At 70.8% G+C, this 22,094-nt stretch carries 24 protein-coding genes and 1 pseudogene; 6 read left to right on the top strand and 19 right to left on the bottom strand.

Features of this window, described 5'->3' with window-relative positions; translation table 11 throughout:
- Positions 1 to 93: 93 nt before the first annotated feature.
- Positions 94 to 480 (top strand): VOC family protein, encoded by a 387-nt coding sequence (locus tag AB0P25_RS06045; protein ID WP_363806013.1) that lies wholly within the window; start codon positions 94 to 96, stop codon positions 478 to 480.
- Here AB0P25_RS06045 and AB0P25_RS06040 read toward each other — a convergent pair.
- The 6 genes from AB0P25_RS06040 to AB0P25_RS06015 form a co-directional block, all read right to left on the bottom strand.
- Entirely contained in the window at positions 464 to 1,279 is an 816-nt protein-coding gene (locus AB0P25_RS06040) for an ABC transporter permease (protein ID WP_363806012.1), read from the bottom strand. The genes AB0P25_RS06045 and AB0P25_RS06040 overlap by 17 nt on opposite strands.
- Positions 1,276 to 2,094, bottom strand: coding sequence for an ABC transporter permease (locus AB0P25_RS06035; protein WP_363806011.1), 819 nt, complete (start codon positions 2,092 to 2,094; stop codon positions 1,276 to 1,278). Before AB0P25_RS06035 ends, AB0P25_RS06040 begins: the two co-directional genes overlap by 4 nt.
- On the bottom strand, positions 2,091 to 3,299 hold the full coding sequence (locus AB0P25_RS06030) for an ABC transporter substrate-binding protein (protein ID WP_363806010.1): 1,209 nt from the start codon (positions 3,297 to 3,299) through the stop codon (positions 2,091 to 2,093). The genes AB0P25_RS06035 and AB0P25_RS06030 overlap by 4 nt, the downstream gene beginning before the upstream one ends.
- Complete coding sequence (locus tag AB0P25_RS06025; RefSeq protein ID WP_363806009.1) at positions 3,296 to 4,375, bottom strand: ABC transporter ATP-binding protein; 1,080 nt, start codon at positions 4,373 to 4,375, stop codon at positions 3,296 to 3,298. Before AB0P25_RS06025 ends, AB0P25_RS06030 begins: the two co-directional genes overlap by 4 nt.
- A gap of 140 nt (positions 4,376 to 4,515) precedes the next feature.
- Positions 4,516 to 5,367: an alpha/beta fold hydrolase gene (locus AB0P25_RS06020; protein WP_363806008.1), complete on the bottom strand. Its 852-nt coding sequence runs from the start codon at positions 5,365 to 5,367 to the stop codon at positions 4,516 to 4,518.
- A 131-nt stretch (positions 5,368 to 5,498) separates the two neighbouring features.
- Complete coding sequence (locus AB0P25_RS06015) at positions 5,499 to 5,915, bottom strand: hypothetical protein (protein WP_363806006.1); 417 nt, start codon at positions 5,913 to 5,915, stop codon at positions 5,499 to 5,501.
- Between the two features lie 218 nt (positions 5,916 to 6,133).
- Between AB0P25_RS06015 and AB0P25_RS06010 the strand changes: the two genes are divergently transcribed.
- Together AB0P25_RS06010 and AB0P25_RS06005 are read left to right on the top strand one after the other, a co-directional pair.
- Positions 6,134 to 6,640 (top strand): hypothetical protein, encoded by a 507-nt coding sequence (locus AB0P25_RS06010; protein WP_363806005.1) that lies wholly within the window; start codon positions 6,134 to 6,136, stop codon positions 6,638 to 6,640.
- Positions 6,641 to 6,654: 14 nt separating this feature from the next.
- A complete protein-coding gene (locus AB0P25_RS06005; RefSeq protein ID WP_363806004.1) occupies positions 6,655 to 6,867 on the top strand; it encodes a hypothetical protein in 213 nt (70 codons plus the stop codon).
- 90 nt (positions 6,868 to 6,957) lie between these two features.
- On the opposite strand, the gene AB0P25_RS06000 is transcribed toward AB0P25_RS06005, so the two are convergent.
- On the bottom strand, positions 6,958 to 7,371 hold the full coding sequence (locus AB0P25_RS06000; RefSeq protein ID WP_363806002.1) for a hypothetical protein: 414 nt from the start codon (positions 7,369 to 7,371) through the stop codon (positions 6,958 to 6,960).
- A gap of 99 nt (positions 7,372 to 7,470) precedes the next feature.
- Here AB0P25_RS06000 and AB0P25_RS05995 point away from each other — a divergent pair, with 99 nt between their 5' ends.
- Positions 7,471 to 8,649 (top strand): MFS transporter, encoded by a 1,179-nt coding sequence (locus AB0P25_RS05995; protein ID WP_363806001.1) that lies wholly within the window; start codon positions 7,471 to 7,473, stop codon positions 8,647 to 8,649.
- A 6-nt stretch (positions 8,650 to 8,655) separates the two neighbouring features.
- Here the strand turns inward: AB0P25_RS05995 and AB0P25_RS05990 are convergent, their stop codons facing one another.
- The 7 genes from AB0P25_RS05990 to AB0P25_RS05960 are packed head-to-tail and all read right to left on the bottom strand — an operon-like array spanning position 8,656 to position 15,242.
- Positions 8,656 to 10,281: a CDP-alcohol phosphatidyltransferase gene (locus AB0P25_RS05990; protein WP_363805999.1), complete on the bottom strand. Its 1,626-nt coding sequence runs from the start codon at positions 10,279 to 10,281 to the stop codon at positions 8,656 to 8,658.
- On the bottom strand, positions 10,278 to 11,009 hold the full coding sequence (locus AB0P25_RS05985) for a dihydrofolate reductase family protein (RefSeq protein ID WP_363805998.1): 732 nt from the start codon (positions 11,007 to 11,009) through the stop codon (positions 10,278 to 10,280). The genes AB0P25_RS05990 and AB0P25_RS05985 overlap by 4 nt, the downstream gene beginning before the upstream one ends.
- On the bottom strand, positions 10,891 to 12,000 hold the full coding sequence (locus AB0P25_RS05980; protein ID WP_363805997.1) for a lysylphosphatidylglycerol synthase domain-containing protein: 1,110 nt from the start codon (positions 11,998 to 12,000) through the stop codon (positions 10,891 to 10,893). The genes AB0P25_RS05985 and AB0P25_RS05980 overlap by 119 nt, the downstream gene beginning before the upstream one ends.
- A complete protein-coding gene (locus AB0P25_RS05975; RefSeq protein WP_363805996.1) occupies positions 11,988 to 12,806 on the bottom strand; it encodes an SAM-dependent methyltransferase in 819 nt (272 codons plus the stop codon). Before AB0P25_RS05975 ends, AB0P25_RS05980 begins: the two co-directional genes overlap by 13 nt.
- Entirely contained in the window at positions 12,803 to 13,852 is a 1,050-nt protein-coding gene (locus AB0P25_RS05970; RefSeq protein WP_363805995.1) for a glycosyltransferase family 4 protein, read from the bottom strand. Before AB0P25_RS05970 ends, AB0P25_RS05975 begins: the two co-directional genes overlap by 4 nt.
- On the bottom strand, positions 13,849 to 14,235 hold the full coding sequence (locus AB0P25_RS05965; RefSeq protein ID WP_363805993.1) for a 6-carboxytetrahydropterin synthase: 387 nt from the start codon (positions 14,233 to 14,235) through the stop codon (positions 13,849 to 13,851). The genes AB0P25_RS05970 and AB0P25_RS05965 overlap by 4 nt, the downstream gene beginning before the upstream one ends.
- Positions 14,235 to 15,242 carry a zinc-binding alcohol dehydrogenase gene (locus AB0P25_RS05960; RefSeq protein ID WP_363805992.1) on the bottom strand — a complete coding sequence of 336 codons (1,008 nt, stop codon included), beginning with the start codon at positions 15,240 to 15,242 and terminating at the stop codon, positions 14,235 to 14,237. The genes AB0P25_RS05965 and AB0P25_RS05960 overlap by 1 nt, the downstream gene beginning before the upstream one ends.
- A gap of 49 nt (positions 15,243 to 15,291) precedes the next feature.
- Here AB0P25_RS05960 and AB0P25_RS05955 point away from each other — a divergent pair, with 49 nt between their 5' ends.
- Together AB0P25_RS05955 and AB0P25_RS05950 are read left to right on the top strand one after the other, a co-directional pair.
- Positions 15,292 to 16,053, top strand: a complete 762-nt coding sequence (locus tag AB0P25_RS05955) for a CDP-alcohol phosphatidyltransferase family protein (RefSeq protein WP_363805990.1) — start codon at positions 15,292 to 15,294, stop codon at positions 16,051 to 16,053.
- Between the two features lie 16 nt (positions 16,054 to 16,069).
- A complete protein-coding gene (locus tag AB0P25_RS05950; protein ID WP_363805989.1) occupies positions 16,070 to 16,852 on the top strand; it encodes an alpha/beta fold hydrolase in 783 nt (260 codons plus the stop codon).
- Positions 16,853 to 16,868: 16 nt separating this feature from the next.
- Here the strand turns inward: AB0P25_RS05950 and AB0P25_RS05945 are convergent, their stop codons facing one another.
- From AB0P25_RS05945 to AB0P25_RS05925, 5 genes and pseudogenes are all read right to left on the bottom strand, one after another.
- Positions 16,869 to 17,822 (bottom strand): low temperature requirement protein A, encoded by a 954-nt coding sequence (locus AB0P25_RS05945; protein ID WP_363805987.1) that lies wholly within the window; start codon positions 17,820 to 17,822, stop codon positions 16,869 to 16,871.
- 73 nt (positions 17,823 to 17,895) lie between these two features.
- Positions 17,896 to 18,159 (bottom strand): annotated as a pseudogene (locus tag AB0P25_RS05940) (low temperature requirement protein A); the annotation flags it as partial.
- A gap of 49 nt (positions 18,160 to 18,208) precedes the next feature.
- Positions 18,209 to 18,784, bottom strand: a complete 576-nt coding sequence (locus AB0P25_RS05935; RefSeq protein ID WP_363805986.1) for an NAD(P)H-dependent oxidoreductase — start codon at positions 18,782 to 18,784, stop codon at positions 18,209 to 18,211.
- A gap of 223 nt (positions 18,785 to 19,007) precedes the next feature.
- Complete coding sequence (locus tag AB0P25_RS05930) at positions 19,008 to 20,927, bottom strand: heavy metal translocating P-type ATPase (RefSeq protein WP_363805985.1); 1,920 nt, start codon at positions 20,925 to 20,927, stop codon at positions 19,008 to 19,010.
- On the bottom strand, positions 20,924 to 21,991 hold the full coding sequence (locus tag AB0P25_RS05925) for a zinc-dependent alcohol dehydrogenase (protein ID WP_363805983.1): 1,068 nt from the start codon (positions 21,989 to 21,991) through the stop codon (positions 20,924 to 20,926). The genes AB0P25_RS05930 and AB0P25_RS05925 overlap by 4 nt, the downstream gene beginning before the upstream one ends.
- Positions 21,992 to 22,094: the final 103 nt, after the last annotated feature.

Below are 22,094 nucleotides of genomic sequence, written 5' to 3'. Positions count from 1 at the left end.
GATCCGCCGAAACACCGACAGGACGGTGTCGCGTTACCCCGGCAGGCTGCTGAGGTCGCCGAACGTCGGCGCACCCTCAGTCAGGAGATCGTCATGTCGTTCGCATCCATCCGCATCGTCACCCAAGACGTCGACCGCCTCGCCGCGTTCTACGAGCGCGTCACCGGTCGGGCCGCAGAGAGGCCGGCGCCGGTGTTCGCCCAGTTCGCGGGTGAGGGTGCGACCCTCGCCATCGCGAGCACCGCGACCGTCGCCATGCTTGGCGACGCCGTCGGCCCCTCGACGAACCGTTCGGTCATTATCGAGTTCGAGGTCGGCGACGTCGACGCCGAGTTCGAGCGGCTGGGCGTCGACGAGTCGGACGTCGTGCTGCCGCCGACCACGATGCCCTGGGGCAACCGCTCCGCGCTCGTGCGCGACCCGGACGGCAACGTGGTGAACCTGTTCGCGCGTCCCGCGCCGATCACACCCGGCTCGTGACCGAGTCCCCCGCCAGCCGCTGCGACAGCCACACCGGGATGATCGCGAGGATCGTCAGCACGGCCGCGACCACATTCACCACGGGCGCCTGATTCGGCCGGAAGAGGTTCTGGAAGATCCAGATCGGGAGCGTCTGAACCGCAGGTCCCGCCGTGAAGGTCGTCACCACGATCTCGTCGAAGCTCAGTGCGAAGGCGAGCAGTACGCCGGCCGCGAGGGCGCCGCGCACCTGTGGCAGCGTCACCCAGAGGAACGTCTGCCAGCCGCGCGCCCCGAGGTCGGCGGACGCCTCCTCGAGCGAGCTGCCCATCCGACGCAGCCGCGCCTGCACGTTGTTGTAGACGATCACGATGCAGAAGGTGGCGTGGCCGATGATGACCGTGGCGATCCCCAGGGTCACGCCGAGCGGCCCGAGGACCGTGGTGAACGTCGACGCGAGCGCGATTCCCGTCACGATGCCGGGCAGCGTGATGGGCAGGACCACCAGAAAGTTGATGCTCTGCCGCCCGAAGAACCGGAAGCGCTGCACCGCGAACGCGGCCATCGTCCCGAGCACCAGGGCGATGCCCGCCGCGCACAGGCCGCAGAGCACCGACGTGGCCAGCGCATCCGCCGCGCCGCGCGAGTGGAACGCGTCCTCCCACCACTGCAGCGTGAAGCCGGGAGGGGGGAACGAGAACGTCCGGGAGCTGTTGAACGAGTTGAGCACGATCAGCAGCAGCGGCACGTACAGGATCACGAGGCCGAGCAGCATGCAGACCCCGGTGATGATCCGGGCCGGCGTCGACAAGAGCTTCACACGTTCTCCAATGCGCCGGTGCGGCGGACCGCGAGCAGGTACAGCACGACCGCGACGAGCGGGATGACGGACAGCGCCGCGGCCAGCGGCTGGTTGTTCGCGGTGACGAGCTGCCCGTAGATCAGGTTGGCGAGCAGCTGCGTCTTACCGCCCACGATCCCCACCGCGATGTAGTCGCCGAAGCTCAGCGCGAAGGTGAAGATCGAGCCGGCCACGATCGCCGGGAACACCAGCGGGAACGCGACCGTCCGGATCGTCCGCCAGGTGGACGCGCCCAGGTCGTAGCTCGCCTCGAACAGCGAGTCCGGCACCCGGTCGAAACCGGCGTAGACGGGGATGATCATGTACGGCAGCCACAGGTAGGCCAGCGTCATGATCGTCGCCGGAAGCCCGAAGCCCGGGGTGTACCCGCCGGTCGCCACCGCGATGGGCCCGCCGGGCTCCACGAGGATGCGCCAGGCGTAGGCCTTCACGAGGTAGCTCGCCCACAGGGGAGTCGTGACCGCCACCAGGTAGAGCGCCCGCCGGCTCGGCTTGGCCACCTTCGCGATGTACAGCGCGATCGGGAAGGCGACCACGGCGTCGATCAGCGTCACCCCGAGCGACACCAGGAGCGTCCGAAGCGCGACGGTGCCGTAGAGGGGATCCGTGAAGAGCGTCGCGTAGTTCTCCAGCGTGAACGCCGGGACCACGGCACCCGTGAACCCGTCCACCGTCCAGAAGGAGGAGACCAGCAGGACGGCGATCGAGCCGAGGTAGATGACGACGAGCCAGAGGAGCGGCGGCCCGAGCACGAGGCCCAGGCGAGCCCTCATCCCTTGATCTCCTGCCACTTGTTGACCCACTCGCTGTAGGCGGTGCAGTTCGTCCCGCTGCCGTCCACGCACTTCTTCTGCGGCGTGGTCCAGTAGTGGATCTTGGACGCGTAGTCGGCGTCGGTCGCGTGGTAGGTGGTGCAGAAGTTCGGGTCGGTGGTCTCCTCGCAGGCCTTGGTCTGGGCGGGAGCCTCGCCGAACCACTCGGCGACCTGCGCGTTCGTCTTCGGGGACGTGATCCAGTTCATCCACTGGTACATGCAGTTCGGGTGCTTCGCCTTGGACGAGATCATCCACGTGTCCGACCACCCGGTCGACCCCTCCTTGGGCACGGTGGTGCCGACCTGCACCTTGCCGTCGCTCTGGATGAGGTTGGCGATGACCTGCCACGACGTGCCGACCTCGCTGCTACCCGACTCGAACGACTGTACGGACTTGGTGTAGTCGGACCAGTACTCCCCGATGTTCGCCTTCTGCTTCTTCAGCAGGTCGACGGCGGCATCCAGCTGCTTCTCGGTGAGCGAGTACGGGTCCTTGATCCCAAGCGACTTGTCGTGCTCCATCAGGTAGAGGGCGGCGTCGGCGATGTAGATCGGGGAGTCGTACGCGGTGACCTTGCCGGCGTACTTCGACGCGTCATCGAACACGGCCGACCACGAGTCCGGCGCGGGGGTGACGGTGGCCTTGTTGTACATCAGCACGTTCGCTCCCCAGCCGTGCGGGATGCCGTACATCTGCCCGTCGACCGAGTTCCAGGCCTTCTTCTTGAGGAAGTCCGAGATCGTCGCGTAGTTCGGCACCAGCTTGGTGTTCACCGGGGCGACCTGGCCGCCGTAGACGAGGCGGAGCGTGGCGTCGCCGGAGGCCGAGACGCCGTCGTAGCCGCCGGTGCGCATCAGCTGCACCATCTCGTCGGAGGTGCCGGCGACCTTGGCGTTGACCTGGCAGCCCGTCTGCTTCTCGAACGGCGTGACCCAGTCGACGCTCGGGTCGTTGCTGCCATCCTCGGCGTAACCCGCCCAGACGATGATGTTCAGCTGTCCCTCGTTGGCGCCGAGCTTCTTCGCCATCGGGACGTTCGGTACGGACGCGGTACCGCCTCCACTCGAGCCGCCGCTGGAGCACGCGGCCAGCACCAGGAGGGCCGCGGATGCGGCCGCCAGCGCGGCAGCCGGGCGCAGGACGCGCTGTGTTGCACGGATCATGATTCCTGCCTCTCTTTTTCACCTCTGCTGCGAGGTACGTGTGCGGTGCCGGGTTCGGCGCCGGCCAGCTCCCGGAGGTCGTCGTCGTTCCACGACACGTGCACCCGGGTGCCGCGGTCGAGCTCATCGCGGTGCGTGCGGTCGTTGTGCTCCAGCACCGAGATGCGCGGTCCGGCATCCAGATCGACGACGCGGCGGATGCTGTTGCCCGCGTAGACCGACTCGACGAGCGTGCCGCTGGCCGTGGGGGAGCCCGAGGAGTCGGGGACAGTGCTCAGCGTCAGCTTCTCGGGCCGGATCGAGAACTCCCCGTCCCGGCGCAGCACCGACTGCGCGTGCTCCCGGTCGAACAGGTTCGAGGTGCCGACGAAGTCCGCGACGAAGCGGGAGACCGGGTGCTCGTAGAGCTCACGCGGTGTTCCCAGCTGCTCGATCCGTCCGTTGTTGAACACGGCGATGCGGTCGGACAGGGTCAGCGCCTCATCCTGATCGTGAGTGACGAAGACGAACGCGATGCCGAGCTCGTGCTGCAGCTGCTTGAGCTCGACCTGCATCTGCTGCCGCAGCTTGAGGTCGAGGGCGCCGAGCGGCTCGTCGAGCAGCAGCGCCTTGGGCTGCACCACCGTCGCCCGCGCGAGGGCCACCCGCTGCCGCTGGCCGCCCGAGAGCTGGGAGGGCTTGCGGGTGGCGAAGCCCTCGAGGCGGACGGAGGCGAGCGCATCCATCGCGCGCCGCCGCCGCTCGGCCCGGGCGACGCCCCGCACGCGCAGCCCGTAGGCGACGTTGTCGAGGACGTTCATGTGCGGGAACAGCGCGTAGTCCTGGAAGACGGTGTTCACCGGGCGGGAGGCGGCGGGCTTGTCCGTCACATCCTGCCCGAACAGCTCGATCGTGCCCGAGGTCGGCTGCTCGAATCCTGCGATGCAGCGGAGCACCGTCGTCTTGCCGGACCCGGACGGGCCCAGCATCGAGAAGAACTCGCCCGCGGCGATCTCCAGATCCAGGTGGTCCACGGCCGAGACCGAGCCGAAGAGCTTGGTCAGCTGCGTCAACCGGATAGCGGGCAGTTCGGGCACTCGGGGCTCCTTCGTCGGTGAGCAAATCGTAGACGATCCGCCGCACGACGAAAAGCTTTGTATTCAGGCGTGCCGACCAAGGATTCCGAAGGTTTTTGAAAGCGCCGGAACCGATTCCGCGCTCGAGGCCGCTCCCGCCGCTAGACGCAGCTCGGCTGGTACGCCGGGTTGGCGGGACCGTTCGGCACGCTCAGCGCCTGGAGCACGAGCTGCTGCACCACCGGATCGTTCGGGGTCTGGTCGTGCTCGATCGGGTCGGCGGGGCATTTGTCCTGGATGACGAGGTTCGTCACCTGCGACGCCGAGCCGGCCAGCGCCTGGCTTTGGTAGGGCGTGACCACCTCGTCGTGCGTGGTCGAGATGACGGTGTAGCTCGGGCCCTTCACGGTGTCGCCGATCGAGTTCAGCTTCTGGAGGAAGGGGGAGCCGGCCGTCTGGTCGGCGCACGCCGGGCACGCGTTCGGGTCGGCGCTCGTCAGCGCGGGGAGGCCGTCCGGACCCGGGACGATGACGCCGCGGGTGCCGTGGTTGGAGGGCGCGATGCCGATCAGCTGGTGCACCTTCTTGGCGCCGCCGAGGAAGCCCAGGTAGTAGCGCGGCATCATCCCGCCCTGGCTGTGCCCGACGATGTCGACCTGCGAGGCCTTCGTGGAGGCGAGCACCGCGTCCACGAAGGGCGCCAGCTGCTGTGCGGACTGGGCGATCGGGCCGGAGGCGGCGACGCCGTTGTACTCGCCGTAGTCCAACGCGTAGACGCAGTAGCCCGCCTGCTTGAGGGTCGGCGACATAGTCGCCCAGTTCTTGGCCATGCTCTCGAACGTGCCGGGCACCAGGATGACCGGGTACGGGTGCGCCGCGGACGGCACGCACGACCAGTCGTTCGCGCCGGGAGGCGATACGGAGACGGTGTCCGCCTGCGCGGGAACGGCGAGCGCGAACGCCCCGAGGGTCGCCGCCGCAGCGGTGACGATCAGCTTCTTCAGTAACGACATCGGTACCTCTTCCATCGCAGCCCGCGGGGGGACGCGAGCTCGGACGAGGACGGTAGACGCGCGGCGCGAAGGGAACAAGCGGTTCTGAGACGCTTGGAAGTGGGTGTGCAGGAGGCCTTCAGGTGGACGCTTTACTCGTCCCGCCCGTGCCGGGTCTGCCGCACCCACGGGGAGACCTGGACTTCACCCGGGCCGGGCTCGTCGCCGAATCCGGACAGCTGCACTACGAACTCCGCGCCGTCGGCGGGGGAGAACTTCACCCAGCCGCCTCCGCTGCAGGTGGCCGACGACCCGTCGGCCGTTCCGTCGGTGTAGACAAGGCAGATCTTCATCTCTCCGGTACCCCGGAGCAGGTACAGCGCGTGACCGTCGGCGTCGCCCTGGTACCGGGAGGAGTCCACGTCGGCGTTCTCGATGTACTTCACCGCGACCGGTGGCACCGCGTCGTCGGAGGTGCGCGCCTGATCGAACGGCGTCGCCGACCCGACGCATCCCGACACGCTGACGGCGACAGCCGCAAGCACCATCCCGAATGTCAGCCGTCGCATCGACCTACCCCCCGGGGTCGAAACGTAGCAGACCCGATCCTCACCTGGCGTGTGAGACCGCAGACGCCGCGAGAGCCACGAGATAGTTGACGTTTGCTCAGTACCGGTGTTGTCTGCTCCTTGGCGCCTCGACGAAGCAGGTGCCCCTGGGCGTGTGAGCGGGGTGCGCGTTGCGAGAGTGGTTGAATCGGCAGCCGGTGTGGGTCGTCGGTGTTCTGATGGGTCTGTTCTTCGGTGTCGGGACGTTCGTCGTAAACGTCAGCATCGGGATCCAGCGGCTTGGTTGGACAAGTGTCATCGCCGCTGTGGTCGGCGGTCTTCTGTTCGGTGCTGTCATGGCGCTGTTCGTCGCTCGGCAGCGACGGCAGTCCGACGGAACGTCGATGGCGCAGACCGTGACGAACGCCGTCAAGAAGGGCGAGCTTCCTCACGGCGCTTCTGCCGATGAGTGGATGCCGTTGCTGGAGAGACGACGTCGGCAGGCGAGACTGCTGCGTTGGTTGGGCCCGCTGGAGTTCGGCCTGTTCTCGCTCTTGGCGGTCTACCTCATCGTCACCGACGGCTCGCGCGTCATCTTCTGGGACGCCGCGCTCGTACTCTTCCTGGCGCTGGCGATCTGGTACCCGATCAACTCGCGCCGGCAGTTGCGGAGCATCGAGCAGTTACAGCGGCAGCTCGCCGATGATCCCAGGTCGGCGGGGTCTGCTCCCGTCGGCGGGTCATGAAGTACCCATGGTGGGTGAGACCCACTGGCGGTAATCGTGGCTGGGCGCTGGTTCTCGCCGTCGTGTACACGCTCTTGTTCGTCGTTGACGCTGTTACGTGGCTGACCCGCTCGAACTGGTTCTCCGGTCTCCTCGCCTTCGGGTTCCTGTTTCTCGCGGTCTGTGCATGGGCGGCCGTCATCTACCTCAACCGCCGGTCCGACGAGGGAGGACGTCGTGGCTGGTGATGGACATCGCGGACGGTGCCGAGGAATGCTCACCCGGGCACCCTACGCTCGCCTCCGACTCTGCGCGATGGCCCGCGCGCCGCAGCAGCCTTACGAAACCGTCCGCACCGCCCGCGTCCGCAGCACCATCGCCGACGCGATCGCCAGCACCACGATGCCGATGGACTCCACGATCACCGTCTCGGGCACGAGCGTGTACGACCACGACTCGGTGATGCCGAAGAGCCCGACCGTCAGGGCGAGCAGCAGGGCGGCGAGGCTCGCGATCAGGAACAGCAGGCCGAGCAGGGTGACCGCCTGCAGGAGCCGGCCGCGTGTGACCAGCATCCCGATGGCGAGCACGATGCCTGCGATCGCGTTGAGGATGAAGAACACCCCGAGGATCCCGCCGACCCCGTCGAAGACCAGGAACAGGTGGATCCCGCCCGCCGCCGCGAGGAGGATCGCGCTCAGGATGCGCATGACCCAGGGGAGGCCGAGGGTGCCCTGACGGCTGTCGCTCATTTCTCTACCCGCTTCCACTTCGCGCCTCCACCCGGCGAAGGCGTCATGGGGAACACGATGCGGCAGCGGGAAAGGTTCACCGGCCGCTAGCATCGGCTCATGCCCGCCGCTGCCTGGGATCCCGGGACCCTCCGCCAGGCCGCCGGCGGACTCGTCGCGCTGACCGTCGCCACGTTCCTCGCGGTCACCACCGAGATGCTGCCCGTCGGAGTGCTTCCCGCGGTCGGGCGCGATATCGGGGTCACCGACTCGGTGACCGGGCTGCTGGTGACGGTGTACGCGTTCATGGTGGCCGTCCTCGCGGTGCCGTTGACCCTGTCCACCGCCCGGGTGTCGCGCAAGGGACTGCTGACGTCCACGATCGTGGGCTACACCATCAGCAACGCGCTCGTCGCCGTTGCGCCGAACTTCGGCGTGCTGGCGGCCGGGCGCGCCTTCGGCGGGGTCGCCCACGCCCTGTTCTTCTCGGTCAGCATCGGCTACGCCTCGCGGCTGGTCCGGCCGGCGTTCACCGGGCGGGCGCTCGCCATCGTCACGGCGGGTGCGGCGGCGGGATTCGTGCTCGGTGTGCCGCTCTCGACGTCGCTGGGAAACGCGGTCGGCTGGCGCGCCGCATTCGGAGTGCTGGCGGGCGTGTGCGCGCTCACGGTGGTGTTCGTGCTCGTGCTGCTTCCGGCGGTCCCCGGCGGTGGGAGGGAGCACACCGGCGCGGGCGTCGGAGCGCGTCGCGTGCGGCTCGGGATCGTGTCCACCGCGAACGCCGTCGTCTACCTGGGGCAGTTCACGGTCTACACGTTCGTCTCGGTGCTGCTGCTCGGCGCCGAGCTGCCGGAGGCCGGGATCGGCCCGGTGCTGCTGGGGCTCGGCGCGGTCGGGCTGCTCGGGACCTGGTTCGCCGGCTCAATGCTCGACCGGCGGCCGCGGTTCGTGGTGCTGGTGCTGCTGAGCGTCCTGACCCTGGCCTTGGTCGCGGTGGGGCTCGTCTTCCCCGCGCTCGGCGGGACGCTCGCCGCGGCGGCGTTCTGGGGCGCCGCCTTCGGGGGCATGGCGTCCGTGTTCCAGACCGCCGCCATCCGCACCCGCGGCGCGACCCCGGAGGTGGTCGGCGCGCTCGTCAACTCGACGGCGAACGTCGGGATCGGCGGAGGCGCGGCGATCGGCGCAGCGGTGCTCGCCGGCCCCGGCGCCGGGTGGCTGCCCTACGCAGGTGCGGCGCTCGTGTTCGTCGGCTTGGTGATCGTGCTGGTGGCCCGGCGGTCGTTCCCGTCCGAGCCGTGAACGCCGTCACCCGCCGAAGGCGTCCAGGAAGCGGTTGCGAAACGCATCCATTCGCCAGACGGGCGCGGAGGGCGACGGCAGCATCCCCGGCTCCCACTTCCAGGAGGCGATCCGCTCCATCACCGCAGGGTCCTTCGCGATGACGCTGACGGGTACCTCGTGATTCGCGCCCTCGCCGCTGACGACTGTGGCGGGCTGGTGGTCGCCGAGCACGACGAGGACCAGGTTCGGGTCGTGGGTCTCGGTGAGGAAGGAGAACAGCGAGCCGAGGGAGTACTGCACCGACTGGCCGTAGAGCTGCTGCACGTGCGCGGGGTCCTGCCAGACGACGCCGGGGCTGAGACCTTCTGCCGGCTGCGGATCGTAGACGGAGCCGTCGCCGACCGCATTCCACGGGACGAGCTTCGGGAGCGGGGTCCAGGGCGTGTGCGACGAGACGAGGTCGATCTCCGCCATGACCGGTGCGTGGGGCTCCTCGAGCACGGTCCGGTCGAAGTGCGCCAAGGTGTACTGGTCGGGGACGCGGGCGTAGCTGAACGTCGGTCCCTGGTAGCCGACGTTCTTCGCGTTGAGCTGTTTCCCGAACCGGTAGAAGTCCGTGCCGACGGGCCACGGCTTGGTGTCGGACGGGACGTCGCTGACGGTGTCCCAGCCGGCCTTCCGGAAGGCGGTGGCCAGGGTGAAGCGATCACCCGAGGTGATCTGGTCGTACTTCTGCTGGCTGTCGATCCACAGGCCGGTCTGGAGCGTGGAGTGTGCGAGCCAGCTGACGCCGCCGAAGGTGGGGGAGTCGAGGAACGCGCTGCGCTCGCTGTAGCCGCGCGCGGCGAGCTGCGCGTTCCCGTTCCGCAGCACGGTGTCCACCCCGGGGGAGAACGAGGTGCCCTGGACCGCGACCTGGCCGTAGCTCTCGACGAAGGCGACGATGACGTCCTTGCCGCGGAGCCCGGTGAGGAGCTGCGAAGCGGGGAGGCCCGCGTACGGATCGGTGGTGGCCTCCCGCGCGAAGATCGCCTGGTCGCGGCCGGCGGCCTCCACCTGGGCGACGCGCGCCGCGGCGGTCGGGAGCGGGTCGGCCGCCGCGACCGGCTGGCCCGGTACGAGCTGGGCTCCGACCAGGGCGACGACGAGCCATCCCGCCGTCACTGCCGCTGCGCCGAGGGCCGTGGCGCGGCGACGGCGGGCGAGTAGCTGCGCGAGCCGGAGCAGCGAGGCCGTGACGGCGAGGACCGCGCCCACTGTGAGCACGGCGACGAGGAGGAGCAGGAGCAGCGCGCCGACGGTGCCGGCCGAGTCCTGCACCACGCCGTAGCCGTCGACCAGCTCGGTCCAGCCCGACACCGGGTCGAAGGGGCGCCCGACCGTCGCGGTGAAGACACGGTCCAGAGCGGCGCTGACGGTCGCCGCGACCAGCACGAGGGCGACGACGGCGGCGAGGATCCGCCGCAGCGAGCGCCACGGGACGAACGCGAGCGCGGCCAGAGCGAGCACGCTGACGAGCGGGATACGGACCAGCGCCAGCACAGACCCGGAAGCGATCACGCCCGGTGCCGTCGCTGCGGCGAACAGCACAACGATGGCCGCCGTGGTCGCAAGCGCCGAACGGACGGGACGGACGCGGGAGGCGGTCACGAGCGCATCACCCGGCCGTATTCGAGGGGATGAAGCTCGATTGCCTCGAACCGCGCCGACAGGGCGTACCGCAGCAGCACCACATCCCCGATGGGATGGGCGTCCACCAGCCGTGCGCGGTTGTCGGCCGTCCACGGGAAGTCGGCGTCTCCGACGAAACGCGGCGCCCGGCGGTCGCCGACGAACAGCGGCGCGACGGCGAGGTGGAGCTCGTCGACGAGGTCGTCCGCGAGGAACTGCGTCAGCGTCTTCCCGCCGCCCTCGACCATCACTCTTCCGGCACCGCGCGCGCCGAGGTCCGCGAGCAGGTCGCGCATGCGCACCGTCCGGCCGAGCGGGACGACCTCGGCCGCCCGCCCCAGTCGCCGGCGGATGCGTGGGGCCTCGTCACGCGGGCAGTAGACCAGCTTCGCCGTGTCGCCCTCGGTGAAGAACGCGGCGTGCGGGTCGAGGTCGCCGCTCGCGGTGACCGTCGCCTTCCAGGGCGAGCCTCCGAGCCCCGCCTCCGTGCGCCTGCGCTGCCGGTCGCGGTCCCGCACCAGCAGGCGCGGGTTGTCCAGCCGGACGGTGTGCGCCCCGACCAGGATGACGTCGCTGCGGGAGCGGACCTCATCCACCCGGTCGAAGTCCGCCGGGTTCGAGAGCGCCAGCCGCGGCGGCCCGGCGGTGTCGAGGTACCCGTCGAGCGAGACCGCGCAGCTGAGGGTGACGTAGGGGGTGTCGATCATGGTTCCTCCCGGAGCCGAGGGACGCGACGAAGCGGGTGAGAAGGGAGGCGACCGCCGGAGCGACCCGGAAGACGAGCACGCCGGGCAGCACGGAGACGACGGCCAGCACCCCGAAGACGGTGGCTGCCGACACACCGGTGGCGGCGCCGAACCCGGCGACGGCGAAGGCCCAGCCGGCGACGCCCTCGCGCGGCCCCCAGCCGCCGACGGAGAGCGGGAAGGATGTGGCGAGCAGCACCACGAGCGCGAGGACGAGCAGCTGTGCGGGCCGGGCGCCAGCGCCGACCGCGACAACGGAGACGGCGAACGTGGCGACGTGACACGCGACGACCACGAGGGAGGCCGCCACGACCTGGATCGCGGTGGCGGGCGAGCCCAGCCCGGCCCGCAGCTCCGCGGCCTCGTGACGTAGCACGCCCCGCACCCGGGAGCTGGCCAGAGCGGTGACGGCGATCCCCACCGCGGCTGCGGTCAGGCCGATACCGATCACCGGAAGCAGCCACCCGGCGAACCGCGGTCCGACCAGCACCAGCACCACGAGCGTGACCGCGAGCTGGACCGCCTGGCCGGCGGTGCGCTCCACAGCAACGGCGCGGGCCGCGGCGCCCAGACGGTCGGTGCTGCGCCCGTGGTCCACGGCGCGCTGGACATCCCCGACGACCCCACCCGGAAGGACGCTGTTCACGAACTGGGACCGGTAGTACATCCCGACCGCGGTGCCCCATCGCAGTTCGGCCCCCAGCCGGACGGCGATCAGCCGCCACCGCCACGCGGCTGCCGCCGTCGCCACCGCGCAGAGGACAATCGCCACGATGACGGTCGTCGCGTCGACGCTGGCGAGGCCGTGCAGGAAGGGGGCGCCGCCGACGCGGAGGACGACCGCGACCAGCACCGCCCCGCCCACAAGGAGGCGGGCGATGACACTGACCCGACGGGAGCGCAGAATCCGGCCCAGCATCGGACGCCGTCGGACGGCGGTCATCGCGGCCATGCCAGCACATCCCGGTGGTAGACGACGGCCGAGAGCTCGCCGCGTCGGGCTTGGGACATGCGCAGCTCGCCGTAGCCCGCGATCCGGGCCGCCAGCTCCGGCGACTGCTCCTCCGCCGCGCCGAGCCAGCCGTCGAACCACTCGTTCAGCAACTGCGGTTCGGCGTCCGAGAGCCGCCAGGTGGTCAGCGCCGTGCGGACGTTCCATCCGGCGAGCCGGAACAGTCCGTGGACGATCGGTGCGCCGTATCGGCCGAGAAGGCCACGGCCCTGCACCGATCGCCGCTGGTGCGCGTTGAACGCCTCCGCGACGCGACGGTCCCTCGCGTCCCACGGGCGCAGGTCGACGTCTCCGGTGACGCTCAGCGCGAGCAGCGCGGGCGCGCCCGCGGCGACGCAGGCGTCCACGATCGCATGCGCCTCGTCCGCCGTCAGAACATCCAGAAGCGCGGAGGCGGTGACCAGCGACGCGCCCGTCAGCGCTTCGGCATCGAGCCGGTCGAGCTCGTCGACGCGGGTGCGGATGGCGACCGGTGCGCCGTGCAGGTCGCGCGGACGCGGCCCCTCGAACGCCCGGGCCGTCAGGGTCGCGTTCCAGTCGTGCAGCATCCAGGTCTGGGGACCGGGCAGCAGCGGCGCCAGCCAGCGCATCATCGACCCGGTCCCGCTCCCCAGGTCATGCACGGTGAGCGGCCCGGCGGGCAGGATGTCCGGCAGGGCGCGCGCAAGGTCGAGCGAGCGAGCGCGGGCATCCTCCGCCTCGCGCAGGGCGAGCCAGTCGGGGCTGACCTGGATGACGTCGCTCACCAGGCCGCCGCCCTCGTCGCTCCGGCCGGATCGGAGTCCGCGGTCTCCGCGCGTCGCAGCGCCGCCGTAACCGCCTCCACCGCCGACGGCCAGGTGTGGCGCGCTCCCCGGGCGCGGAGCGCTGCCTCCTGAAGGGCGCGGCGGAGTTCGGCGCTCGCCCACCACCGCTGGAGCACGACCCGGATCGCCCAGGGGTCGCCCGGCGGCACGATCATGGCCGCATCGTTCACGCCGATCGCCTCCGGTAGGCCGCCCACCTCCGTGGCCAGCACCGGGATGCCGTGCGCGAGCGCGTCCGCCACGGCCATCCCGTAACTCTCGAGACGCGAGGGCTGGACCACCAGGTCGGCGCGCGCGTACGCCTCCGCGAGGGCGTCGCCGCCGAGCACCCCGGTGAGGACGACCCGGTCGGCGAGGCCGGCCGCGTCGATGCGCGCCCGCAGAGCGGCCACGAACCCGGGATCCGTCGTCAGCGAACCCGCGACGGTGCAGGTCCAGTCGGGGCGGCCCGAGAACGCGCTCAGGGCCTCCACCAGCAGGTCCTGGCCTTTGTGCGGGGCGACCGCGCCCACGCAGAGCAGCCGGCCCCCCGAGGGCGACGGCGCACTCAGCAGGCCTTCGTCGGTGCCGGGATGCGCGACTGTGATCGCGTTCGGTTCCGCGGCATCCTGCGCGATCAGTTCGCCACGGGTCCACCCGCTCGTGGCGATGACCTGGCGGGCGGCGCGGTAGTCGGCGTGTTCGGCGTCGCCGAACTCCCCGTCGATCATGTGGGTGAGGATCGCGCACCGCAGGCGCCGGGCCTCGGCAGCGACCGTGCCCGTCTCGCGGGCGACGAGGAGGCCGTCGACCAGCGCGACAGCATCGTCCGGGATGCCGGCGAGCGTCCGCCGGAGCGCGCCGGTGCGCTCCGGCACCGGCAGCATCCGCACCTCCCACCCGGACGCCTCCAGCCCGTCGACCAGCCGACGGTCGTAGACGTTCCCCCCGCTGACCCGCTCCGGGTCGTCGACGGTGTCGGGGACGGCGAAGAACACGGTGCTCACAACGACCTCGAATAGCTCGCCCACGCGATGTGCGACTCGTGCAGAGTGACGGTGATCGAGGTGAGCGCGCCTCCGAGTTCGTCTGCGCGTTCGGCCAACCGGTCGGCGATGGCCTTGCAGAGCACCTCGGTGGTCGTGTTGACGCCCGCGAAGTCCGGATCCTCGTCGAGATTGCGGTAGGTGAGCGCCCCGGTGATGTCGGCCAGCGCGGCGGAGGCGCGGCCGATGTCGACGACGACCCCGTCCGCATCCAGCTCGTCGGCGCCGAATGAGGCGTCGACCACGAACGTCGCGCCGTGCAGCCGTTGCGCAGGGCCGAAGACCTCGCCGCGGAAGCTGTGGGCGACCATCAGGTGGTCGCGGACGGTGACGGTGTACGGCATCAGGCGTCGCTCCAATCGATCGTGTGGCAGAGCTCCCCGCTGGGTCCCTCTGCGAGCCGCGCCATCACCTCCGGCAGCTCCCGCCAGGACGACGAGCCGGTGAGGAGGGCGTCGAACGCCGGGTCGCGTAAGAGCTCGAGCGCCAGCGCGAGCCGGTCGCGAGTGGTGCGGGACCCCCGGCGGTGCGGTGCGACGGCGCCCACCTGGCTCGACCGGATGCTGAGGCGGCGGGAGTGGAAATCGGCCCCCAGGGACAGCGTCGCCGGCCGGTCGCCGAACCATCCCGCCTCGATCACCTCGCCCTCGGTCACGACGGTTTCGAGGGCGAGCTGCAACCCGGCCTCCGAAGCGCTCGCGTCGATCACCAGGTCACGTCCGTGCGGGGCGTCGCCCGGCGTGGCGAAGGCGACCCCGAGCCGGGCGGCCACGGCGGCCTTGGCGGGATCCACATCCACGAGCACGACCTCCGCCCCGGGGATGCCCGACGCGAGACGCGCGATGCAGCAGCCGATCATCCCCGCCCCTACGACGGTGATCCTGTCTCCGACCAGCGGAGCCGCATCCCACAGCACGTTGACCGCCGTCTCGACGGCGCCCGCGAGCACGGCGCGGCGGGCCGGGACACCCTCCGGGACGGGGACGACGTCGTCGGCGCCGACGACGAACGCCGACTGGTGCGGGTAGAGGGTGAAGACGACGCGGCCGACCAAGGCGGATGGCCCCTGCTCGACCACGCCGACGTTGAGGTAGCCGTACTTCACCGGTCCGGGGAACGCGCCCTCCTGGAACGGTGCGCGCATCCTCTCGTACTCGCTCGAGGGCACACGACCGTTGAACACCGTCGTCTCGGTTCCGCGGCTGATGCCGGTGTGCAGGGTGCGGACGAGCACGTCGCCGTCTCCCGGGGCGGCGAGCGCGACCGGGCGGAGCGCGCCGGCACCCGGCCGCTCGACCCAGAACGCCGTCGCCTCGTGCATCTGCGGACCTCCCGTGAACCTTCGGTGCACCGGTCGCGTGTTAACGCGAGAAGGTGCTCTCCAGGAACACGAGGTGGATGTGAGAACGGTTCAACGCGAAGCGATCGGATGGGCGGCGCTGTGGGGAATCCTGGTCCTGCCCCTCGCCGCCCTCGCCGCCGGCGGGGTGTCCGCTGTGCCGCTGACGGCCTGGCTCATCGCCGCCGCCTACCTCATCGTCACCACCCTCCTGCTGATGCGCGGCCTCCGCCGCCGCGGCGCGGTGCGCTTCGGCCTGGCCAACGCGGTCACCTCGTTGCGCTCGACGCTGGTCGGCCTGATCACGGGCCTGGTCGTCGCCTCGTTCCTCGCCCCGATCCCGGTGCCTCTGCTCGTCGGCCTGACCGTGCCCGCCCTCGCCCTCGACGCGGTCGACGGCTGGGTCGCTCGCCGCACGCACTCCACCAGCGAACTCGGGGCGCGGTTCGACATGGAGGTCGACGCCTTCCTGCTGCTCGTGCTGAGCGCCTACGTCGCCCGCGACCTGGGCCTCTGGGTGCTCACGATCGGCCTGCTGCGCTACGCCTTCGTCGCGGTGGGGTGGATGCTGCCGTGGTTCCGCGCGCGCCTGCCGTATCGCTACTGGCGCAAAGTGGTCACCGCCGTCGCGGGCATCGCCCTCGCCCTCGCGGTGTCCGGGGCGCCCGGGCCGGTCGCCGCTGGAGCCGTCGGGGTGGCGCTGGCGCTGCTGCTCGAGTCCTTCGGTCGCGACGCGGTGTGGCTGGTGCGGCAGCGCACACTGGCGCCCGCGGGGTTAGCATGGCGACCGCGCCGCTCTCGCGGCCGCTGGCCCACCCCGTGAGCATCGTGAGGACGCCGTGACCGATCAGACCCTCGCCCGCCCCGGCGCCACCCTCGCCTACGAGGTCGACGGGACCGGGCCCATCGTCGTGCAGGCGCACGGCCTGACCGCCGGGCGGGACGCCGACCTGTCGATCCTCGACGTGCGCGGCCTGGCCTCCCGCGGCCACCGGCTGGTCCGCTACGACGCGGCCGGTCACGGCGGATCCCCCGGGTCGGACGACCCCGAGCGCTACCGCTGGCCGGTGCTGGCCGACGACCTGATCGCCCTGCTCGACGCCGTCGGAGCGGACGAACCCGTGGATGCGGTGGGCGTCAGCATGGGCACCGGCACCATCCTGACCGCCGCCGTGCGGCATCCCGAGCGGTTCCGCCGGCTCGTGCTCGCGCTTCCGCCGACCGCGTGGGAGACCCGCGCCGGTCAGGCCGCCGTGTACCGGCAGATGGCCGACCTCATCGACGAGAAGGGCTGGGACGCGCTGACCGAGTGGATGGCGTCGTCGCCCATCCCGCTGCCGCCGGTGCTGGAGGAGCGCGGCGTCGGCCTGCAGACCCAGCTGCGACCGGAGACCGCCGCGACCGTGCTGCGCGGCGCGGCCCTCTCGGACCTGCCGGAGCCGGCTGCCCTCGCCGCCCTGCGGATGCCGGTGCTGCTGCTGCCCTGGGCAGGCGACCCCGGGCACCCGCTCTCGACCGCCGAGCGCCTTCACGAGCTGCTGACGGACTCCCAGCTGGTGGTTGCCGAGAACGCGGCGGAGGCCGACACCTGGCCGGAGCGGGTGGCGGCGTTCCTCGCCTGAGTTCGTTCGGCGGGTTTCAGTCCGCCGTCTGGCGCTGCACCTCGCCTTCGCGAGAGACGTCCGCCTCCACGTGCCGGTAGCCTCCCGTTTCGTATCCGACGGCGACGACGGCCGGGGACAGCATGACGATGAGCAGGCACCAACCGAGACTGAGGCCCGCCCAGGCGCAGAGGACCGCCAGCACGAGGAACGCCACCATCCCGAGCGCGAGCATCACGTGGAACGGGTCGACGGCGCGGAAGAGCACCGACCAGAGGGCGAAGTACACGAGGCAGAACACCAGGACCGGGATCGCCACCGCGAGCACGATCCCCACCGTGCCGAGCGAGGACTCGCCTTCGGCCGCGTAGGCGGCGAGATGGAGGCCGGCTCCCACAGCGACGATCGCGCCGAACAGCGCGATGTGCCCGTACGACCACGCCCACTTCCGGTTGCGGTGCCGCGCGAGCACGGTGGCCGACGGGAAGATGAAGTACGTCCACCAGAGCCCGAATGTCAGTCCGACCCCGGCGATGACGATCAGCACCGCCTCTCCGGACCAGCCGACCTTCGCGACGACCGCGGCCACCGCTGCGATGGTTCCCAGCAGCGCCTCGCCGAGCGTGATGATGACGAGCAGGCCGTAGCGATCGGCGATGTGCTCGGCGTTCCACGGGGTGCCGTGCCAGGTATCGGCGCTGGCGGACGAATCCCAGGTGGAGACGATGGGACCGCACAGCTCTATCGCCCAGAGGAGGACGATCAGTGCGCTGAGGAGCACCATGTCGGCGGGCTCCACCCACGCGAGGATCACCCATCCCACCTGGGCGCCTGCGGTGAAGACGACATAGAGCAGCGCCGTGCGACGGTTCACGGGGTCGACCCGCGCCACCCGCAGCCACATGAAGATCATCGCCACCCGCATGATCACGTAGCCGACGGCGACGATGCGGAAGTCCACCCCCTGGCCGGCGTCGATCGAGGAGAACACTTCCGGGATCCCGGAGCGCGAGGATCAGCACGCCGACCATCTGCACCATCGTCAGCACCCGGTGGAGCCAGTCGTCGGTGTCGAACGCCGAGGCGAACCACGAATAGCTGGTCCACGCCCAGCAGATGCTGATGATGATGAAGGAGAAGCCACCGAGCGCGGTCCCGAAATGTCCAGCGGCCAGGTACTTCGTCAGCTGGTCGGCGGCCTGGGAGAAGGCGACGACCAGGGTGAGGTCGTACAGCAGTTCCAGAGGGCTCGCACTCCGCGACTCGCTCGGATCGCGGCCGACGGCCCTCCGCAGCCGAAAGCGGTTGAGCGGGCGGGCTGTGCTCATGGCAGCAGGGTAGTGTCCCGCCGCGCGACGGTGCGATGCGAATCTTGAGTCAGGTGTCGGCGCCGGCCCGGACGGGCGCGAGGGCGTGGGCGAGCGTGTCCAGCTCCTCCAGCTCGTGCGCGAGGATGGCCTGCTCCTTCGCCTCCGGGTGGAACACACCGTCAACGACCAGCTTGCCGCCGAACGTCAGCTCCACGTTCGCGCCGACCCGCACCAGGCCGAGCCCCGTGGTCGTCGCGAGCAGCCCGACCACGCCGCGGGTGCCGCTCGACACGCCGCCGTAGCTGACGAAGCCGACCGGCTTGCGCCACCATTCGCCGCTCAGGTAGTCGAGCGCGTTCTTGAGCGCGGGCGAATAGCTGTAGTTGTACTCCGGCGTCACGAAGATGAACGCCTCCGCCGCCTCCACGCGTTTGCTCCAGGCGATCGTGTGCGGCTTGGTGTACTGCTTCAGCCGCGGATGGTTCGGCTCGTCCATGAACGGCAGGGCCAGCTCCCGGAGGTCGACGAAGTCGATCTCGAACCATCCCGTCTTCTCCGCCTCCTGCCGCACCCACTCGGCGATCGGAAGGCCGACACGTCCCTCGCGGACGCTTCCAACGATGATCATCAGTCTGGTCGTCACCCTCGCGACAACCGTGGGCGAGCGTGGGCATTCCCGGGAGGGGATGCGAACCCGTACAGGTTCCGGCCGAATACCACCACGGCGGAGGTGCCTGCCGGAGGAGCGCAGGACAAGAGAGCCGGCCCGCGCCGCCTCCCCCGAGATCGGCGCGGGCCTGCCGTCGCCCGGAACGCGACGGCTCCCCTGACCGGCCGGGTGAGCAGCGCGAGTGCGCCGCATGAGGTCAGGGTTCTCGCGTTTCCACCATCCCGGAGAGCTCGGGGCGTCCATAGGGTCTTTGGTCGCTTCGCGGCGTAGCGGCGGCGCGAAGTGCGGCGAGGATCGTCGCGAGGTCGACGACCTCTTGAAGCAGGGCTCCGACGACCGCCGGGATGACACCGAAGGCCGCGATGCACATGAGGAGGATCGACGCCGCGATGCCGAGCCAGATGCTCTGAAGCGCCACGGCGACCGTGCGCCGGGCGATGGAGATGGCCTCGACGACCTTGCCGATGTCGTCCACCAGGATCACGACGTCCGCGGACTCGCTCGCCGCGGTGGCGCCTTTCGCGCCCATCGCGATCCCGACGTCCGCGCTGGCGAGCACGGGGGCGTCGTTGACGCCGTCGCCCACCATCGCCACCGGTCGCTCGGTGATCGACGCCACGCGCGCGACTTTGTCCGCCGGAAGGCACTCGGCCCGGTAGCGGGCGATGCCGAGTTCGTCGGCGATTCCGGCGGCGGTCTCCTGCGCGTCGCCGGTCAGCAGCTCGACGTTCGTGGTGCCGAGTGCAGCCAGATCACGCAGCATCTCGGTGGCGTTCTCGCGGGGAGGGTCGCGCTCGATCAGCGCGCCCGCGTAGGCGCCGTCGACCGAGACGTACACGGCGAGCTCGCCCGGCGAGATGCGCTCGCGACGTGTGTCCGGCGCGAGCGCTCGGATGAAGGAGAACTTCCCCACGGCGACGGTGTGCGCGCCGATGCGTGCGACGACGCCGTCGGTCGCGCGCTCGTCGGCGGACGCGGCTCGGCTCAGCCGGAGCGAGCGATCCGTGGCGGCGGCGACGATGGATGCGGCGAGGACGTGAGACGAGTACTGCTCGGCGCTCGCCGCGAGGGCGAGCAGGTCATCGGCCGCGAACCCCTCGGCCGGCCGGATCTCCCGAAGGACGGGGCGCCCGGTCGTCAAGGTACCGGTCTTGTCGAACACGACGGTCTTGGCGTCGGCGAGCCTTTCGAGGACGCCGCCGTCGCGGACGATGATCCCCGCTTTCGCCGCGCGGCTCATGCCGCCGATGAACGCGACGGGCGCGGCGATGATGAGCGGGCAGGGGGACGCGAGCACCAGCACCTCCGCGAAGCGCACCGGATCGCCGCTGACGAACCAGGCGACGCCGCCCAGCAGGAGCGAGGACAGCGTGAACGGCACAGCGAAGCGGTCGGCGATCCGGACGACGCGGGCCTTCGTGCGGGACGCCTGAGCGACGAGCGCGACGATCTGCTGGTACTGGCTGTCGGCGGCGACTCGCGCCGCGCGGACGCGTACTGCTGCCGTGCCGTTGACGCTTCCGCTCGGGACGTCGTCACCCTTCTCCTTGTCGGCGGGAAGGCTCTCGCCCGTGATCGAGGACATGTCGAAGGCGGCGCGCGCATCGAGGAGCACGGCGTCGACCGGGACGACCTCGGCGGGCCGCACGAGAAGGACGTCGCCGACCCGGACCGCGTCGATGGGCACATCCTCCACGGCAGAACCGTCCTCACCGTAGCGATGGGCGGATCGCGGGTCGCGTCGGAGCAGGGAGTCCAGTTCGCGGCGGGCCCGACGGTTGGCGTAGTCCTCCAGCGCCTCGCCGCCGGCCAGCATCAGCACCACGATGAGCGCAGCGGCGAATTCGCCGACGAGCACGGTGGCGACGATCGCCACGACCGCCAGCAGGTCCACGCCGAGACCGCCGGCCCTGAGCGTCCGGACCATGCGGACGGTATAACCGGCGGCGACGAGAAGGGTGAACGCGCCCGCCGACCACGCAGCCGCGGTCGAAGCGCCGGCCGACGCCAGCGACGCCGAGAGCACGCTGACAGCGAGCGTCAGCGCCACCAGCCAGTAACGGGTGAGCAGGTGCGCGGCACGCGAAGGCGAGTCGTTTCGCCCTGGAGCCGTCATCCCGCGGACGACTCCGCCGCCGTCTCCGAGGGCCGCTCGCTGGGCAGCGCGGCATCGTATGTGAACACCAGCCGGGCGGGTACCTCCCCGGCCAGCACCTCGGCAACGGCGTCGTTGACGTCGGCGAGATCACGACTCGCCGCGACCACGCGCGTCCGCCCGGCGGCATGGAGGGCGAACACCTCGGCAAGATCCTGGCGCGTGCCCACGATGGAGCCGATGACCGAGATGCCCTTGAGCACCGTGTCGAAGACCGGGACGGTCAGGGTTCCGTCGGCGGGCAGCGAGACGAGCACGAGTCGTCCGCCTCTATTCAGGGACCGGAACGCCTGGTCGAAGACCGTGGGGGCGACCGCCAGGACGATGGCGACGTCGGCGCCGCCGAGATGCTGGATCGCCTCCGCCGGATCCACCTCGGCGGCGTTGACGGCGTGGTCGGCTCCGAGCTCCACGGCCAGGTCGAGCTTCTCCTCCGTGATGTCGACGGCGACGACCTGCGCGCCGACCAGCCGTGCATACTGCACGGCGAGGTGACCGAGTCCGCCGATGCCGAACACCGCCACGCGTTCACCCGGGACGACGTGGGCGTTCTTCACCGCCGCGTAGGTGGTGACTCCGGCGCAGGTGAGCGGCGCCGCCTCGACCGGGCTCACGCCGTCCGGCACCGGGGACGCGAAGCGGGCGTCCGCGAGCGCGTACTCGGCGTATCCGCCGTCCACGGAGTACCCCGTGTTGTGCTGCCGCTCGCAGAGGTTCTCGCGCCCGTCGATGCAGTAGCGGCACTCGCCGCAGGCGTAGCCCAGCCAGGGCAGGGCGACCCGCTGGCCGACCTCGCGGGTCGTCACCCCGTCGCCCAGGCGTTCGACGATCCCGACGCCCTCGTGGCCGGGAACGAACGGCAGGCCGGGCTTGACGGGCCAGTCGCCGTCGATCGCGTGGATGTCGGTGTGGCAGAGGCCGCACGCCTCCAAGCGCACCAGGACCTGGCCGGGCCCGGGCGACGGGATGGGACGGTTCTCGAGGGTGAGCGACTGACGGTACCGGCTCACGACGGCTGCACGCATGGACGGGCTCCTTTCGGTCTGCCGCCAGTCTCGGTCGCGCTTCGCCGCCGCTGTCGGGCCGAAGGTCCCGCAGCGTCGGCGCACCGACGCCCGCGGGCCTTTC

It is taken from the genome of Leifsonia sp. NPDC077715 (genome assembly GCF_040686855.1).
Lineage (GTDB): Bacteria > Actinomycetota > Actinomycetes > Actinomycetales > Microbacteriaceae > Leifsonia.
Note: the sequence above shows the minus strand (reverse complement) of the source record. Positions and strands in the feature narration are given on the sequence as shown.

Bases quoted from the DNA above. Each gene is read 5' to 3' on its own strand.
- AB0P25_RS06015 (WP_363806006.1), bottom strand. From the start codon at position 5,915: ATGCGACGGCTGACATTCGGGATGGTGCTTGCGGCTGTCGCCGTCAGC.
- AB0P25_RS05995 (WP_363806001.1), top strand. From the start codon at position 7,471: ATGCCCGCCGCTGCCTGGGATCCCGGGACCCTCCGCCAGGCCGCCGGC.
- AB0P25_RS06030 (WP_363806010.1), bottom strand. From the start codon at position 3,299: ATGATCCGTGCAACACAGCGCGTCCTGCGCCCGGCTGCCGCGCTGGCG.
- AB0P25_RS06020 (WP_363806008.1), bottom strand. From the start codon at position 5,367: ATGTCGTTACTGAAGAAGCTGATCGTCACCGCTGCGGCGGCGACCCTC.
- AB0P25_RS05980 (WP_363805997.1), bottom strand. From the start codon at position 12,000: ATGGCCGCGATGACCGCCGTCCGACGGCGTCCGATGCTGGGCCGGATT.
- AB0P25_RS06000 (WP_363806002.1), bottom strand. From the start codon at position 7,371: ATGAGCGACAGCCGTCAGGGCACCCTCGGCCTCCCCTGGGTCATGCGC.
- AB0P25_RS06035 (WP_363806011.1), bottom strand. From the start codon at position 2,094: ATGAGGGCTCGCCTGGGCCTCGTGCTCGGGCCGCCGCTCCTCTGGCTC.
- AB0P25_RS05925 (WP_363805983.1), bottom strand. From the start codon at position 21,991: ATGCGTGCAGCCGTCGTGAGCCGGTACCGTCAGTCGCTCACCCTCGAG.
- AB0P25_RS05930 (WP_363805985.1), bottom strand. From the start codon at position 20,927: ATGACGGCTCCAGGGCGAAACGACTCGCCTTCGCGTGCCGCGCACCTG.
- AB0P25_RS05965 (WP_363805993.1), bottom strand. From the start codon at position 14,235: ATGCCGTACACCGTCACCGTCCGCGACCACCTGATGGTCGCCCACAGC.
- AB0P25_RS05985 (WP_363805998.1), bottom strand. From the start codon at position 11,009: ATGATCGACACCCCCTACGTCACCCTCAGCTGCGCGGTCTCGCTCGAC.
- AB0P25_RS06045 (WP_363806013.1), top strand. From the start codon at position 94: ATGTCGTTCGCATCCATCCGCATCGTCACCCAAGACGTCGACCGCCTC.
- AB0P25_RS06010 (WP_363806005.1), top strand. From the start codon at position 6,134: ATGGGTCTGTTCTTCGGTGTCGGGACGTTCGTCGTAAACGTCAGCATC.